The organism is Ruminococcus turbiniformis, assembly GCF_020687545.1.
GTDB classification, from domain to species: domain Bacteria; phylum Bacillota; class Clostridia; order Lachnospirales; family Lachnospiraceae; genus Mediterraneibacter; species Mediterraneibacter turbiniformis.
The window spans coordinates 1-15,228 of record NZ_JAJEQX010000052.1 but is presented as its reverse complement, the minus strand read 5'-3'; the positions used below and the strand labels follow the sequence as shown (position 1 = coordinate 15,228).

At 51.6% G+C, this 15,228-nt stretch carries 14 protein-coding genes; 4 read left to right on the top strand and 10 right to left on the bottom strand.

Translation table 11 applies throughout. The features are described 5' to 3' along the window. Positions 1 to 140: 140 nt before the first annotated feature. From mobB to LKD70_RS17350, 9 genes are all read right to left on the bottom strand, one after another. The gene (mobB, locus tag LKD70_RS17390) at positions 141 to 701 is read right to left on the bottom strand and encodes a molybdopterin-guanine dinucleotide biosynthesis protein B (RefSeq protein WP_227709139.1); all 561 of its coding nucleotides are present in this window, start codon (positions 699 to 701) and stop codon (positions 141 to 143) included. Then, complete coding sequence (locus tag LKD70_RS17385; protein WP_227709138.1) at positions 683 to 1,888, bottom strand: molybdopterin molybdotransferase MoeA; 1,206 nt, start codon at positions 1,886 to 1,888, stop codon at positions 683 to 685. The genes mobB and LKD70_RS17385 overlap by 19 nt, the downstream gene beginning before the upstream one ends. A 19-nt stretch (positions 1,889 to 1,907) precedes the next feature. Further along, on the bottom strand, positions 1,908 to 2,498 hold the full coding sequence (locus LKD70_RS17380) for a molybdenum cofactor guanylyltransferase (protein WP_227709137.1): 591 nt from the start codon (positions 2,496 to 2,498) through the stop codon (positions 1,908 to 1,910). A 124-nt stretch (positions 2,499 to 2,622) separates the two neighbouring features. Next, a complete protein-coding gene (locus LKD70_RS17375; protein ID WP_227709136.1) occupies positions 2,623 to 3,525 on the bottom strand; it encodes a DMT family transporter in 903 nt (300 codons plus the stop codon). A gap of 50 nt (positions 3,526 to 3,575) precedes the next feature. Next, positions 3,576 to 4,088 (bottom strand): 4Fe-4S dicluster domain-containing protein, encoded by a 513-nt coding sequence (locus LKD70_RS17370; protein WP_227709135.1) that lies wholly within the window; start codon positions 4,086 to 4,088, stop codon positions 3,576 to 3,578. A 1-nt stretch (position 4,089) separates the two neighbouring features. Then, a complete protein-coding gene (locus tag LKD70_RS17365; RefSeq protein ID WP_227709134.1) occupies positions 4,090 to 6,228 on the bottom strand; it encodes a molybdopterin-containing oxidoreductase family protein in 2,139 nt (712 codons plus the stop codon). Then, on the bottom strand, positions 6,225 to 7,514 hold the full coding sequence (locus LKD70_RS17360) for an NAD(P)/FAD-dependent oxidoreductase (RefSeq protein ID WP_227709133.1): 1,290 nt from the start codon (positions 7,512 to 7,514) through the stop codon (positions 6,225 to 6,227). Before LKD70_RS17360 ends, LKD70_RS17365 begins: the two co-directional genes overlap by 4 nt. 129 nt (positions 7,515 to 7,643) lie before the next feature. Next, a complete protein-coding gene (locus LKD70_RS17355) occupies positions 7,644 to 8,027 on the bottom strand; it encodes a hypothetical protein (RefSeq protein ID WP_227709132.1) in 384 nt (127 codons plus the stop codon). A 242-nt stretch (positions 8,028 to 8,269) separates the two neighbouring features. Then, a complete protein-coding gene (locus LKD70_RS17350) occupies positions 8,270 to 8,965 on the bottom strand; it encodes a FadR/GntR family transcriptional regulator (protein ID WP_227709131.1) in 696 nt (231 codons plus the stop codon). A gap of 154 nt (positions 8,966 to 9,119) precedes the next feature. On the opposite strand from LKD70_RS17350, the gene LKD70_RS17345 reads away from it, so the two are divergent. Beyond that, a complete protein-coding gene (locus tag LKD70_RS17345; protein WP_227709130.1) occupies positions 9,120 to 9,779 on the top strand; it encodes a helix-turn-helix transcriptional regulator in 660 nt (219 codons plus the stop codon). A 50-nt stretch (positions 9,780 to 9,829) separates the two neighbouring features. On the opposite strand, the gene LKD70_RS17340 is transcribed toward LKD70_RS17345, so the two are convergent. After that, complete coding sequence (locus tag LKD70_RS17340) at positions 9,830 to 11,788, bottom strand: sigma 54-interacting transcriptional regulator (protein WP_227709129.1); 1,959 nt, start codon at positions 11,786 to 11,788, stop codon at positions 9,830 to 9,832. A 314-nt stretch (positions 11,789 to 12,102) separates the two neighbouring features. On the opposite strand from LKD70_RS17340, the gene LKD70_RS17335 reads away from it, so the two are divergent. The 3 genes from LKD70_RS17335 (at position 12,103) to LKD70_RS17325 (ending at position 15,218) form a co-directional block, all read left to right on the top strand. Continuing rightward, positions 12,103 to 13,143: a tripartite tricarboxylate transporter substrate binding protein gene (locus LKD70_RS17335; RefSeq protein ID WP_227709128.1), complete on the top strand. Its 1,041-nt coding sequence runs from the start codon at positions 12,103 to 12,105 to the stop codon at positions 13,141 to 13,143. Positions 13,144 to 13,235: 92 nt separating this feature from the next. Next, entirely contained in the window at positions 13,236 to 13,703 is a 468-nt protein-coding gene (locus tag LKD70_RS17330; RefSeq protein WP_227709127.1) for a tripartite tricarboxylate transporter TctB family protein, read from the top strand. Between the two features lie 18 nt (positions 13,704 to 13,721). Next, on the top strand, positions 13,722 to 15,218 hold the full coding sequence (locus LKD70_RS17325; RefSeq protein ID WP_227709126.1) for a tripartite tricarboxylate transporter permease: 1,497 nt from the start codon (positions 13,722 to 13,724) through the stop codon (positions 15,216 to 15,218). Positions 15,219 to 15,228 lie beyond the last annotated feature (10 nt).

The window sequence follows — 15,228 nt, the reverse complement described above, 5'->3', positions numbered from 1 at the left end:
GAGCATTGCTTTTGTGTGCTGTCAAGGGTGGCGTAAGTTGCCATCAAACATCATATCTGCAATTTTCAAGGTTCAATCTGAGCCTATTTCTTAGACTTTATTTTTTCATAACTCATTTGACACTACCCCAAATCCGTCTCTCACCGGTATTCTCCTTTCTGACTGATTCCCGCAGTTTCCCTCACGATGCGGACAATCTTCTCAATCTCCTCAAAGGATGCGGTCTCTTCTCCGTATTCGTCTTTGTTTCTGTCCGTGACAATCAGGAAACGTCCCTCCGGATTGGAGGCCGGCTCCCGGGAGATTTCCTCGCGGATCACCTCGATCTTCGGGTAGGGGCTGTCTTTCATTCCCTCAACAAAGATAATTTCCGCATCCGGGAAAAGCGCCGCCAGCTCTTTCACCCTCGCCTCTTTCTGCGCCCGGGATTCTGTATGAAATTCGGTTCGGTGTACGAAAGTGCGCGCTGCAGAGAAGACTGCCGTTCCGTATGCCCCGGCCTCTTTGAGCCGGAAACTGTCTGTCCCCGGAATGTCACAGGAAAAATCGTGGCCGTCATGCTTGATCACAGCCGTACGGACGCCCTCTGCGGAAAATTTTTCTATCATTCGTACAAGCAGTGTCGTCTTTCCGGAGTTTTTCACGCCGCACACTGCGATAATTCTCTTTTTCCCTCCGTCATCTACAGCAGAACCACCCATACCGAATCCCCCCTGTCAAGTCTCTTTGTCCCCGCCGGGATCTCGATCAGACAGTTGCAGCCGCACATGGTGCTCAGAATACCCGAAGAGTCTGATCCGTCCGGAATCCGCACATGCCCGTCACTGTAGTTTGCTCTCACATATCTGGTGACGGGACTCTTCTTCGGGAACCCGTTTTCGCAAACCGCCTTCACCCGCTTCGGTTCCAGATCGCTGCGCGCCGACATCTTCGCCAGGATCGGGCGCACAAGCAGCTCTGTGTTCGCCGCCGCTCCGTACGGATTGCCCGACAGGCAGATAAGCAGCTTTCCGTCATACTCTGCGCTGAGCGTAGGCATGCCCGGCTTTATGGCGATCCGCCAGAAGAGCTGTTCGCATCCCAGGATCCGGATCACTTCATGCATAATATCCTTTTTCCCGACAGACACGCCTCCGGTTGTGATGACAAGATCCGCCTTCTCTGCTGCCTCTCTGACCATCTTCGCCGCCTCTTCTGCCACGTCATTTACAAGATCCGCAAATACAATCTCCGCACCGAACTCTTTCAGCCTGGTGACAACCGTATACAGATTGGAGTCATAGATTTTTCCGCCTTTTAACGGCTCTCCCGGCATGATCAGTTCGTCTCCGGTTGTGATGACCGCCACTCTGGGCCTTCTGTAGACAACCGCCTCCGAACAGCCAAGCCCCGCCATAACGCCCGCTTCCACCGCTCCAAGTGTGGTGCCTTTTTCAAGAATCAGGTCGCCCGCCTTATAGTCTTCGCCCTGCTGGCAGTAGTTTCCGCCCGCGGGGACGCTTCCGTATATCTGCGCTGTCTCCTCCCCGTAGTCGGTCTTTTCCTGCGCGATCACACAGTCCGCCCCGTCCGGAATGGGCGCGCCCGTCATAATGCGCACCGCGGTTCCCGGCGTCACGCACACATCGCTTACGTGCCCCGCGTCCGTCTCGCAGAGCACTTTCAGGCAGACCGGATGATCCGGCGACGCGTCCTTTATGTCCTCGCTTCTCACCGCATACCCGTCCAGCGGGGAACGGGGAAACGGCGGCTGGTCATGCCACGCTCTTACCGGCCCGGCCAGCACGCGTCCCACCGCCTCCATAAGCGGCACACTCTCCGTCTCTTCAATCATGCTTACCCGTTCAAGCAGAAGGTCAAGAGCACCTTCCAGTGTTAAATCTTCCATATCCGTATCCTTTGTTTTTTTAGTTTTTTTCGTGTCGTCCGAGCTTTATTTTATCATACTCTTCTTCCGTATTGACATTGCAGAGCATCTCTTCATACTCTTTCATTCCGGTGATATCCGCATAGCGGATCCGGTTTTTCTCAAGGGCATTGATAATCCGGTAATTTCCCTCCTGTATCTGCTCTTCCAGGCTGCTCTGAATGCGCTTCCTGTACACGGCCGCCAGCGGATGCATCCGCCCTCGGATCACAGGCACAACCCCGTCATAATCATCCAGAAGATCCGCAAGATACCGGTACAGTCCCGCTTTTAAAAACGGCATGTCGCACGCCGCGGCCATAAAGGCATCCGCCCTGCACGCGGCGCATCCCGCGTGGAGCCCTCCGATCGGCCCGCACCCGGGCCAGATATCCTTTATGAGAATACATTTTTCCGCCACATCCGCCGTCTCCCTGTACTCTGCGCCGCAGGACAGATAGATGTGCTCCGCCCCGTCTCCCAGCTCCCGGATCAGCCTCTGTGTAAAAGACTCTCCGTCCAGAATCAGGTTTCCCTTGTGCCTGCCGCCCATGCGCCTGCTCTTTCCTCCGGCAAGAATCAACAGATCCATATTTTATCCTCCCGTTAAGGAACAAAGACGCCGTCGGCATTGCTGCCGCGGCGTCCCCGCTGTCGTCATTGACACCTTATTTTATTTATTATATCCGCACTGCCGGAATTATTCAACCTGTCATTTATGCAGTTTGACCGGCTTTGCTCTGCGTGCCTCTCTTTGATTTCTGATATCCGTCAATCGCGATCAGCAGAATACTTCCGACCACAAGGCAGCTTCCCGCTACAATTCCCACAGTCACAGGATCACGGAACCACAATGTACCGAATACCGTGCTCACGATCGGCTCCACCATGGATACGAATGCCGCAGTCGATGCGCCGAGTTTGCCGATACCGTATATCATCAGGAAATATCCTCCCACGGTGAAGAGGCCGGAACCTCCGATTGCCATCACCCAGGTTGTGATATTATCCGGTACAACGAAAGATCCCGTCGCCGGAGCGATCACCGAAAACGCAGCCGCCCCCGGCAGAGAGATATAAAACATCTTCACCTCTATAGGCAGCTCGTTGACCGGCCCTTTCTCATTTCCCACAAGATAAATGCCGTACGTGAAGGCCGATGCGATCGCCATGGCAATTCCTTTTCCCGACAGATCTCCGCCCGCGCCGGTTAAGAATGCCATTCCGAGAATGGATACCACAATCGCCGCTATCTGCAGCCTGCTAAATCCTGCCTTAAACCCGACTCCCATAATGATGCATACGATCGCCGGGTAAAGGAAGTTCAGCATCAGTGTTGTTCCGACCGGAAGATAGAGATAACTGCTGTTGAGAAGGATCGGCGTCAGGAAAAGTCCGAATACTCCCATCAGAAGTCCCTGTATCACCTGTACCTTCGACGCCTTCAGACTGTGCTTTCTGATCAGTGCCGCCAGAATACACACAATCGTAATTGTCCAGCTTGTGTATAACATCAGGCTGTACATCGGCAGCCCGTTTAACATTACCTGTTTCTGAATCGTGGGCATAATACCCAGTATCGTCCCGGCTCCCGCCACACAGATAAAACCAAGTGCCATAAATTGTTTTCCCCGCCTTTCAAATCTTCAAAAATCTTTAAAACCGCTTCTTATTCCAAAAGCTGCTTTTCCATCATTAGTCTTGCTTTTCTTTTCTGCTCCGCAACCTGGCGCGCCCTAAATTCTTCTTCTGTCAGAAGAGTCAGAGCTCCGGTCGGGCAGATTTTAACGCAGGCCGGTTTCATGCCGGCTTTCTGTCTTTCAATGCATGCGTCGCACTTGCGCATCTTTCCGTCCGTCCCGAATGTCGGGATGCCGTACGGACAGGCCATCGCGCAGGAGTGACAGCTGATGCAGTTCGTGTTGTCGTACAGAGTAAACCCGGTCTCCGGATCTTTTGTCAGACATCCGCTGGGGCATCCCATCACGCACGGAGCGTCAATGCAGTGCATGCAGCTCACCGAGTAAAAATGCAGATCGCCCGTTTTCCCCTCCAGGGTAAATGTATTCCGAAACGGCTGTTCCCCTGCCGGGATATCGATATCGTTCTGGTCCATACATGCCAGGGCGCACGCGCCGCAGGCAGAACATTTCTCCGAATCAAAGAACAGATACTTTTTCATTCTACGCTTCCTCCTTTTTTCTCACCGCGCAGCGCGTGGAGCGGTATGCCGGGAACCCGGAGTACGGGTCCAGATGATCTCCGTCCATAATGCTCTCCGCGTCCGCCTCGGAATAGCCGTGGAACAGGTTGACAAGTCCTTCCGGCACTGTGAGCGTTGGATTGACCTTCACGCTGATGGAACCTCTCTCCGTAAAGATCTCGATCATATCGCCTTCTTTGAGTCCCAGTCTTCTCACGTCTTCCCTGTTCATATCCGCCATCGGATCGGGTCTTAATGACCGGTTTCTCGGGACTTTGTGGAGGCGGCTGTGGCACGCGTTCGGAATCCGGGAACCGGAGGTAAACACAAACGGATATTTTTCCGGATCCGCGTCATCCAGCGGCTGGCGGTATGTGGAAAGCGCGTTCAGCCCCCACTCCGGATGCTGCTCGATAATCGCGCTCTTTAACTCAAACTTTCCGGTCGGCGTGTTCAGGCCCTTCTCAAGATCCTCAAAATCAACATGTTCCTTCACATCCGCGATCTTCACCGGAAGCGTCACTTTCTTAAGCTCATCCACCGTCACGCCGTAATCGTCCAGAATATAGTACTGGATAAAATACTCATATCCTTTTTTCAGCGCCTCGTCCGGCAGATCCATGACCTGTGCAAGTTCTGTAAGTATCTGCACATCGCTCTTCGACTCCCCGAGGGGCTCGATGGCCGGATTCGTGTACCAGGCAGTTCCCGCGCTGTAGGGCTTGAACTCTCCGCGCTCAAAAGAGGAGCACGCGGGAAGTACGATATCTGCCCACTTCGCAGTGTCTGTCAGGAACAGATCCGTATCCACGAAGAAGTCAAGGCTTTCAAGCGCCCGGAACATCCGTCCGGAATCAGGGAACATACGGGCGTTCATGCCGAGGGCAAACACAGCCCTGAGCGGGTACGGAGTCCCTTCCAGTATCTGGCGGGGCAGATCCATCGCCTGCATCTCGCCTTCCAGATAATTCCACAGCGGGAATCTCTCTGTGCCCACAGGGTCTTTCACATCTTCCGGGCGTGTCTCATACAGATACTCTTCCTCTTTCGTCGTGAATCCGCACGCCACATGCATATAGGTGTGGGGAGTCAGGATCTGGCCGCCTTTTCTGTCAAAGTTGCCGGTAATCGCAAGCAGAGAGAGAACGCTTCTGTAGTTCTGCAGTCCGTTTCTGTGATGGCACAGCGGCGCGGAAGACTCATTGCAGCTCATCCGAGGATTCTCATGGATCATCCGTGCCGCTTCCTGTACGAGAGCGTACGGCACGCCTGTCAGCTCTTCCACGTTCGTCTCATTGAACCCCGCCGCATACTGTGCGTACTCGTCAAATCCGTAGACGTATTTGTCAATGTATTCTCTGTCAATCCAGTCATTTCTGATCAGCTCATTTGCGACAGCGAGCGCAAGCGCTCCGTCCGTGCCCGACTTCGGCTGAAGGAAAAGGTCTGCCAGCTTCTCTGTCGCGGGCGTCCGTCTTGTGTCCACGATAATGAACTTCAGTCCTTTTTCTTTGAGTTCCATCGCTTCTTTCGCTTCCATATAGGAAGAGTAGAACGGATTGTACGCCCATCCGAGGAACAGATCCGAGTTTGCAATATCCGGATTTGCCTGCTCGCCCGCCGCTACTTTCCACGCCATAAACGCGGCCGTGTAGCACGCGCTTGATTCACATCCGTAGTTCGGGCTTCCGAAAGCGTATGTAAACCTTCTTAGCATCTGGCGGTACCACTTGGAGTAGCCGGAATAAAACGCCACACTTTCCGCGCCGTATTTTTCCTTTACCTCGTTCAGACCTTTCGCGATCCGGGCATACGCCTCATCCCATGAGATGGGTTCAAACTTTCCTTCGCCTCTTTTTCCGACGCGTTTAAGCGGCGTCATGATGCGGTCTTCCCGGTAGATGTACTCGCGGTTCGCCATTCCCTTTGTGCAGAGACGTCCGTCGTTTCTCGGATGTCCGTCCATTCCTTCTATCTTGATCACTTTTCCGTCGTTTACATACGCGTTCACTCCGCAGTGCATTCCAGGTGAACAGATATCACACATGGTTCTGCGGATCTCAATTCCCGTATCCTCGCCCGGGATCTTCGCTTTTATTCTTCTCTCCAGATCAGTCATACCATTGCCTCCAAATGTTCGATAAATTCTTCATCCAGACCAAAATGCACAAGCTGTCCTCTCTGCTCCGGCGTAAACTTAAGCGGCTCCCCCCGGAGGATCTTGATCAGATGAGCTTTGAGCACACCCGACATGCCGTAATTGTCAAGAATGTTGAATCCCACAGGCCGTCCGTCTTTCATAACCGCCCGCAGATAAAACCCTTTGTCTCTGCTCGTGTATTCATACACTTCTCCGGTAAGCCGGTTGTCTCCGAGCCCGATAAAGTCCATATCAAGGAAATGCGTGATATTGTGAAGAATATTGCCGTCGGCCTCATCCGGCACGCCCGCCATGTTTCTGCCCGCGACTCTTCCCTGTACGCCCGCGTTGGCCCACAGACCGATGATCTGCGTCTGTCCGGACTGAAGATTGTTGCCCTGACAGCAGTCCCCGGCCGCGTAGACGCCTTCTGCCGACGTCTGCATCCTCTCATTTACGACAATGCCTCTGTCGATCTTCACCTCATCCGGACTTAAGATGCCTGTGGCTGCCCGCGTACCGATATTCAGAATCAGAAGATCTGTCCCGATCTCGCTTCCATCTCCCAGGTGAACGGTGTATCCCGTCACATTTCCCTCATCGTCCGTGTGTTCGTCCGCTGACGTGATCGCCTGGCCGAACGCCATGTCAATGCCGATCTTCCGGATTCTCTCCTCAATCATCTCCGATACTTCCGGATACGCCGCGAGGGCAAAGATATGGGGAGCCATGTCCGCAAGGGTGACATGGATTCCTCTTTTGTGGAGAAGCTCCGCCACTTTGATTCCGACCATGGAGGCGCCGACAACAACCGCGCTTTTAAACGTTTCGCTTTCCGCGCTCTCCAGTTTCTCCTTAAGTTTTACCGCGTCCTCCACCGTGCGCATGCAGTGCGCTCCCTTAAGGGCTGCGAATGATCCCGGCACGAAAGCGGTCGCGCCTGTGCTGATCAGGATTTTATCGTAATATTTTTTCTCCCCGTCCTCTGTCTCCACACTTTTCTCCGCCGCTGAAACTGTTTTCACGCGCGTCTGAGTCAAAAAACGGGCATTGTACTTTTCTCCGATCTCAGGGAGTGTCCCGAAGGGGAAAAGCCCTTCGTACGGCAGTTTCCCGGACACGTAGTATGTTGTGAGCATGGGGTTGTACGGCGGCAGATCTGTATCGCTGTAAACATCGATCTGCGCGTCACATCCCGCTTCCCGGATTGCCGTAAGGGCGTGATAGCCCGCACATCCAAAACCAACTATCGCAAAATGTTCCATTTTCGCTGTCTCCATCCATTCTTTTTATGATGCGGCCGCCTGAACCTCATTTATACGCCGGGTGCAGAAAAAAGGATGCGCCATGGCATCCTTTTTCCACATCCGAGTGTGCCACACTCATAATGCTTTCTATTCTGCTTTGCCTGAAGCCGCAAGCCTCTTTTCTTCCGCAACTTTATTGACATGCTTCTCTCTTAAGAACGCGTAAATAATCACCGCCGCGAAGAATATAACAAGCATCATTCCCGCATTCTGGATATCAGCGAAGTTTAAGATCGCTGCCATCACATATCCGGCAAGGCCGATTGTCGTGATAATCATAAGCGGCGTCTTGCCGATCTTGAATGTTGACCTGGCCATCGCCTCCGGATTTTTCTTATAGATTATATATCCGGTGGAAATCGGGAAGAGCACGTAAATAAGGCTTAAACCGTTTCCAAGTCTTGAGATGCTCTCAAGGTCAAGACCTGTCAGAATCGGAACCGCGCCTACAATTTTCGTTTGAAGCTTCAACTTGTTATGAATTATAACATGTTATATGGGAATTCGCAATATTTTTTATCGCTTTTTTAAATTTTTTATCATACTTTATAATATGACATGTTGCATTACACCTCAGGACATTGTATTTTCCCAACTCCCGCGCCCGGGAACTCCTTAATGTATAAAAAACAGCCGCGCAGAAGAATCATTTCTTCCACGCGGCCGCTCCGCACGTTATCTCCACATCTTTATTCCAGCACACTTATCCCGTCTTATTCTCTCATTCTTGCAAAGTATTCCTCATACCGTTTCTTCATATATAAAGTGTGTTCCTTCATATAAAAATAGGCAAACTCCGGATTCCTGTCCCTGATCGCCTCGTATATTTTCTGATGGTGGCTTTCCACAACTTTTCCGACCTCATCCTGGAGCTCCGGCTGAATCGTACCGAGAGACGCTTTTGAATTTTCATATATAATCAGCTCTCCCAGCATGTCATTCAGTTTGTCATTGTTCAGAATCTCCGCCACAGCGCGATGAAATTCATCCACATCCCTCTCGTCTTCTTCCCGCTTTATCAGCGTCTTAAGGTGGGCAACCTGCTCTCTTGACGCCATCAGAGCCGCCTGCCTCGCAATCTCCGGCTCCAGCAGCAGACGGATATTCGACGACGACATAAAATCATGATAATACTCATCGACCGCCCGCTTAAAATCATCGCTGCTTCCGGAATTTTCCGGTCCAAAGAGAACCACGCTCCCTTTTCCCTGACACGTCTCTATAAAACCCATCTCCGCCAGAATCGAGAGCGTCTTCCGGACAGTAATCCTGCTCACTCCGTACGCGTCAATCAGCTCCTTTTCACTCGGGAGCAGATCTCCTTTCTGATATACCCCCGATACGATCTGACTTTTCAGTTCCTTCAGAAGCTTCTCGTACAAAGGAACCCTCGCACTGTTCTTTTTCATCCTGCACCCTCCGTTTTCCCGGCAGGCACTTCTGAGCCGGCCGGTTTTAAAGTATTACGCTGCACTAAGTATAACAAGTTCCCTTGTATTTTGCAAAAATATTCTATATAATAATTTCGTAAAATTTCAAAAAATCATTCGGGGGAAATTGACAATGACTGACAACGAAGTATTAAAGATCTATACAGATCTGCTTCCTTTTCTCGGACAGGTTCTTGGCCCGGGATGTGAACTCTGCATTCACGACGTGCGGGATCCTGAACACTCAATTATCGCGATTGAAAACAGTGCAACCGGAAGAAAGATCGGGTACCCGATGACTGATCTGGCGCGCGCCACAATGGAAAAGGGAATGTATGCTGACACAGACTGCGTTCTGAATTATGAGGGCAGTTCAAAAGGGAAGTCGTTTCTCTCTTCTACCTATTTTATTAAAAACAATTCCCGGCTGATCGGTCTGCTCTGTGTGAACAAAGATACTCTTCCCGCCAGCGCGGCGCTGTCCGCACTGCAGAACCTGCTTGGCGCATTTGAGCTGAACAAGCCGGAGAACTCCGAATATCAGGAAGATTTCGAGCGTCCTGTAGCCGGTATTCTGCCGAATCTCGTGGCAGACGCCATTGCACAGACAAAGATCCCTCCGGAGCGCATGACAATAAAAGAGCGCGCCGCTCTGGTACACCGCCTTGACGAGCAGGGAATTCTTTCCATGAAAGGAGCTGTGAAGGAAATCGCCTCACAGCTCAATATTTCGGTGCCGACTGTGTACCGGTATATGAACAGTTCAAGAGACGGCGGCCACACCGGCCGCTAGCTTCTCTCCCCGGTTCCCCCCGCTGCTTCACCGTCGGCTGTTCAGCCGGTTTATCGCGGTACCTGTATATTATATTTCTTCATCTTTCTCCACAGCGTACTTTTATTCATATTGAGAAATTCCGCCGTCTTTGTCCTGCTGTTGTGAAACGCTGCCAGCGCACTCAGTATGGCCTGTTTCTCGTCGTACACCGGATAGGCAGACCGTTCTTTTTCCCCGTTTTGCTCCGTACCGTATGCTTTTCCCGCTTCCGGATGCGTCATACGGCCGGCCGCCTCCTGCTCCTCAGTCCGCTTTCCGGCATCCGGAAGCGCGCGAAGCACATCCTTCGTTCCGGCCTGCGCCGTCTGGCAGAGTATGGAAAGTCTCTCACAGAAATTGCGCATTTCTCTTATATTCCCCGGCCACGAATATTCACACAGCAGATTCTTTGCCTCAGCCGTCAGCCCGGAAAGAGCTCTTCCCGTCCGCTCATGCTCAAGCGCGAGGAAATGATCCAGCAGATAGGCAACGTCCCCGCCCCTCTCTCTTAAAGGCGGAAGGCTCAGCTCCAGTACATCCAGACGATAGAGGAGATCCTGCCGGAAATTTCCTGCCGCAACTTCTTCTTTCAGATTTTTGTTCGTTGCGGAGATGATTCTTACGTCTACCGAAATGACCGTATCACTTCCGAGCCGCATGATCTCCCGCTCCTGAAGCACACGCAGAAGCCGGCTCTGGAGGCTGGCAGAAATATCCCCGATCTCGTCCAGAAAGATCGTTCCTCTGTGGGCGATCTCGAAGAATCCCATCTTTCCGCCTTTGGCAGCCCCCGTAAACGCTCCCTCCACATATCCGAACAGCTCGCTCTCCAGAAGACTCTCCGGAAGCGCAGCACAGTTAATGGCCACAAAAGGATAGTTCTTTCTTGAACTGGAGTTATGTATGCTCTGCGCAAACAGCTCTTTTCCGGTTCCCGTCTCTCCGTAAATCAGAATATTGGAATCAGAATAGCTGAAATTTCTCGCATCTGATATGGCCGCATCCATTGCCCCGCTCTGATGGATAATGTCGTTGAAATGATACTTCGCCCGGTGGCTGGACCTGTGCAGTTTCTTCCTGATCAGATCTTCCTCATCCTGGATCTGCGTAATATTCTGGAACGTGAGTACCGCACCGGACACTTCATGTTCATTCATAATCGGCACACAGTTCACCATGAGGTGAAGCTGTTTATATTTGTGAAGCTCCGACAGGATCTTCGCGCCTCTGCCGGTCACCTCGTCCACAAGAAGGTTCGGAAAAAATTCGCGGATATGCCGTCCGACAAGCGAGCTTCCCCTGTCCGCCAGAATCGGATAACAGTAATTATTCGCCATCGTGATCACTCCGTTTCTGTCGATGGCAATAATCCCCTGAAAGGAATAGTTCATAATGTTGGCAATCTCATTGCTCCTCGCCCGTTCCCGCATGGAAATCTCAGCAGCAGCTTTCGCCTCCGCAATCGCATTGTTCACAGCTCCCCTGCCCGACTCGATCATAACAGCGGGGATCTGGTGCTTCTTCGCGATTTTCACCGTGGTATATCCGCCGACCATGGCTGTGTTGCCGTCGGCGATCGCCTTCTCGACCGTTGCCTCCAGTTCCGTCTCGTCCAGAATCGGATAGGATGTGATATGGATCGAAGGGAAGTTCGAAGTGATCATATCCACCCCGTATATCATATTATAAGCGCCTACAATGGCAATATTCTTTTCTTCCGGATGCATGGAAAGGCACCGGGTAATCGCATTGACAACATCATAGCCCGTCACTTTCAGTTCCGCACAGACAAAGCCCTCTTTTTCCATCGTATGAGCGGTAAATCCGCGGGCAATAATCACATCGGCATCAATATCCTGAAGCGGATTGTTAAAAAAATCCAGGACAACTTTATAATCCAGCTCCTCCCGGTCAGGCCTCTCCCGGAAAACCTGCTCAATCGTGGGCAGAATTTCCGGATACGGCGCGAAAAAAACCATATGTATCATAACGTACCTCCGAACCATTTTCAGGCTATGAAAATTATACAGGAAAGAACAGAAAAAGACAAGTTGCATTTTATTGCGCATCGCATTTCAGTGCATCATTTTGCAATTCAATATTGCGATGCAATCTCAAAATATAAAAAGCACCGACAAATTCATTTTTCAAAATTCATGCAAGTATTACAATTCATTTGTTAAAATTCGAAAAAAGACATAAATTTTTTATTAATTATCACCAAAAAATTTTTTGTATCTTCAGTTGGCACTGCTATTGCTTTTATTTGGAGTATCAACATTCTTAAAGGAGGAAACAAATTATGAAGAAAAAAAGTGTGGCACTCTTGCTGACGCTGGCCATGACAGCGGGGCTGTTTTCCGGCTGCGGCGCTCTCTCCGTAGGAGGATCAAGCACCGGAGGATCTGACAGTTCAAGCAGCTCTGAGGGCGGGGATGGTTCAGGCGCAACTGACTATCCGACCGGAACCGTAGAGGTTATCGTTCCCTACGCGGCAGGCGGCGGCGCTGATATCGCAACCCGTCTTGTCTGCTCCTACCTTGAGCAGGAACTGGGACAGACATTCGTTATCAACAACGTATCCGGCGGTGGCGGAACAATCGGTCTTACAAATCTGGTGAACGCAAACCCGGACGGTTATACAATCGCTTACTTCTCATCCACAGACTCCAACGGAGATGCGCTTTTTGACGGCGTTACCTATACAAAGGATGACTTCGCTCCGATCGCGCAGTTCTCCGCTGACCCGCATGTCATCGTTGCAAGCAACAACTCCGGCATCACAGATGTGGAAAGCCTGATCGCAGCAGGACAGGACGGAAGCACCACATGGGGAATCGGAGGAGCATGGAGCCACTGGGATTTCCTGAAGATGGAAGTGGAGGAAGCAACCGGAACGAACTTTATGCGTGTCGCGTTTGACGGCGGTGTGACAGCCATCAACAACGTAGCCAGCGGCGACTGCGACGTGGCGACTCCGTTCATCAGCGAGGCAACGGCACAGATCGATGCGGGCAACGTACAGCCGATCGCTGTTACAAGCGCAGAGAGACATCCTCTTCTTCCCGATGTGCCGACACTTGCCGAGTCCGGAATCGAAGGACTGGAAAACTTCAACTCTGTGATGTGGAGAGGTTTTGTAGCTCCCGCGGGAACACCGGAGGAAGTGCTTCAGGTACTGTCCGATGCGATCGGAAAGGTATGTGAGAATGAAGAGTTCGTCGCTGCGGCTGAGGAAGCCGGAGTTACAGTTGACTTTATGGGAATCGATGAGTTCGCAGGCTACTATGAGGAGAACCACAACAGCATCAGAGAGATGATCGACAACGCCGATTTTGAGTAAATCTCATGATATGCTGATTTACAGCAAATCTCTTCATAATAAGTATGGAACTCCGACATCCGTGAGTTATCTGATAAGTTAGGAGGGAAACTATGAATTCAAACCAGATGAAACGGAGCACATCCGACGTCATATGCTGTCTCGCGATCCTGCTCTTTCTTGTAAGCCTGACGGTGCAGCTGGGTGACATCCCCGCAGAATCGGCCACATATCCGACTGTGCTGATTATCGTCAGCTACATCATGACGGGAGGCCTTCTGGTCTACAGAATCGCAAAATACAAAACTTCAGAAATATATGAAACATACATTAAAGATCAGTGGAAAATCCTTGTTGCATACTTCGTGCTTGTGCTTGCCTATCTGTTCCTGCTGGACAAGATCGGTTACATCTTTGACACAGTACTGTTCGGTATTGTATCGCTGATCATGCTGAAGACGAAAAACAAAGTGGTTGTCGTTCTTCTGCCCGTGATCCTGACACTTGTTATCTACTATGTATTCAGTCTTTTCCTGTCGGTGATCCTTCCGAGAGGAAGCTGGATCTCGCTGAATCTGTAATTAGGAGGAATTTTTGTTATGGAAAATATATTGCTCGGCTTAACTAATGTCTTTACGCCGATGAACCTCCTGATCTGTCTGGCAGGTTTGGCAATCGGTATTGTGTTCGGAGCGCTGCCCGGATTCTCCGCTACGATGGCGGTAGCAGTGTTCGTACCCTTTACATACGGCATGGACCCGGGACAGGGCCTTCTGCTCCTCTCCGGTCTGTACTGCGGCGGTGTGTACGGCGGATCCATCCCGGCGGTGCTCGTCGGTATCCCCGGTACGCCGGCCTCGGTGCCCACGTCGCTGGAAGGTAAGGCCCTTGTGAAAAAGGGCGAAGCCGGACATGCGCTGCACCTCGTTACACTGGGCAGTGCGTTCGGAGGTTTCTGGTCCAGTATCGCGCTTCTTCTCTGCGCGCCGCTGCTTGCGAGAATCGCCATGATGGTAGGCGCGCCGGAGCAGATCTTCGTCGCGATCTTCGGTCTGTCGGTTGTTGTTATGCTCTCCCAGGACAACCTGTTTAAAGGATGTCTTGTGGCCATTGTCGCGCTGATTATAGCGTGCTTCGGACAGGATCCGGTCAACGGATTCCCGAGATTTACATTCGGCAACTCTGCCCTGACCGGCGGATTTGACGTAAACGTCGTCCTCATCGGACTGTTCTCCTTCCCGGAGCTGTTCAAGATGCTGGAAGACCCCATGGGCAAGATGGCGGACGCCGGAAAAGTCGGCTCCATGAAGCTCAAAGCTGCAACTGTTAAATCAAACATAGTTAACGCGGTCCGCTCCACGATCTGGGGTATCGTAATCGGTATCATCCCGGCAGCCGGCCCGGATATCGCTGCTTTCCTGTCCTACAACGAGGCAAAGAAAGCATCCAAGCATCCGGAAGAGTTCGGAAAGGGAAGCGCAGAAGGTATCATCGCTTCCGAGTGCGCGAACAACGCCGTTACCGGCGGTTCCCTGATCCCGCTGCTGACTCTCGGTATCCCGGGATCCGCTCCCGCGGCTCTGTTCCTCGGCGCCATGATCGTACACGGCGTACAGCCGGGACCGACGCTGTTCACAGAACATGCAGATACGGTATATACACTGATTATCGGTTTTGCACTGATTAACATTCTTCTGTACTTTGTAGGTCTTGGGGTCTGCAAGTGCGGAAGCCTGATCCTGAAGATCCCGAAATCGATCCTCTGTACAACGATCGTAGTGCTTGCAACGGTAGGTACGTTCTCCATCAACAAGAACATCTTCGATGTATTTGTCGGATTCGGCGCAGGTGTACTCGGCTACATCATGCTGAGAAACAACTTCCCGACATCGCCTATCGCCCTTGCTCTTCTGCTTGGACCGATGATGGAGAGATCCGCGTCCGTTACAGCGACGCTGTACCAGGGACACATCCTCGACATCTTTACAAGACCGCTGACACTGATCCTGTTCCTTTTCACGATCTTCTCCTTCGCTTTCCCGTTTGTGAAAGCATATCTGCAGAAGAGAAAAGCAAAGGCAAACGCGCAGTCTTAGGTCTCAGGAG

Excerpts from the sequence above, each read along its gene's own strand:
- LKD70_RS17380 (WP_227709137.1), bottom strand. The coding sequence starts at position 2,498 with ATGGATCTGTTGATTCTTGCCGGAGGAAAGAGCAGGCGCATGGGCGGC.
- mobB (WP_227709139.1), bottom strand. The coding sequence starts at position 701 with ATGGGTGGTTCTGCTGTAGATGACGGAGGGAAAAAGAGAATTATCGCA.
- LKD70_RS17345 (WP_227709130.1), top strand. The coding sequence starts at position 9,120 with ATGACTGACAACGAAGTATTAAAGATCTATACAGATCTGCTTCCTTTT.
- LKD70_RS17350 (WP_227709131.1), bottom strand. The coding sequence starts at position 8,965 with ATGAAAAAGAACAGTGCGAGGGTTCCTTTGTACGAGAAGCTTCTGAAG.
- LKD70_RS17340 (WP_227709129.1), bottom strand. The coding sequence starts at position 11,788 with ATGATACATATGGTTTTTTTCGCGCCGTATCCGGAAATTCTGCCCACG.
- LKD70_RS17330 (WP_227709127.1), top strand. The coding sequence starts at position 13,236 with ATGAATTCAAACCAGATGAAACGGAGCACATCCGACGTCATATGCTGT.
- LKD70_RS17325 (WP_227709126.1), top strand. The coding sequence starts at position 13,722 with ATGGAAAATATATTGCTCGGCTTAACTAATGTCTTTACGCCGATGAAC.
- LKD70_RS17335 (WP_227709128.1), top strand. The coding sequence starts at position 12,103 with ATGAAGAAAAAAAGTGTGGCACTCTTGCTGACGCTGGCCATGACAGCG.
- LKD70_RS17375 (WP_227709136.1), bottom strand. The coding sequence starts at position 3,525 with ATGGCACTTGGTTTTATCTGTGTGGCGGGAGCCGGGACGATACTGGGT.
- LKD70_RS17360 (WP_227709133.1), bottom strand. The coding sequence starts at position 7,514 with ATGGAACATTTTGCGATAGTTGGTTTTGGATGTGCGGGCTATCACGCC.
- LKD70_RS17370 (WP_227709135.1), bottom strand. The coding sequence starts at position 4,088 with ATGAAAAAGTATCTGTTCTTTGATTCGGAGAAATGTTCTGCCTGCGGC.
- LKD70_RS17385 (WP_227709138.1), bottom strand. The coding sequence starts at position 1,888 with ATGGAAGATTTAACACTGGAAGGTGCTCTTGACCTTCTGCTTGAACGG.
- LKD70_RS17365 (WP_227709134.1), bottom strand. The coding sequence starts at position 6,228 with ATGACTGATCTGGAGAGAAGAATAAAAGCGAAGATCCCGGGCGAGGAT.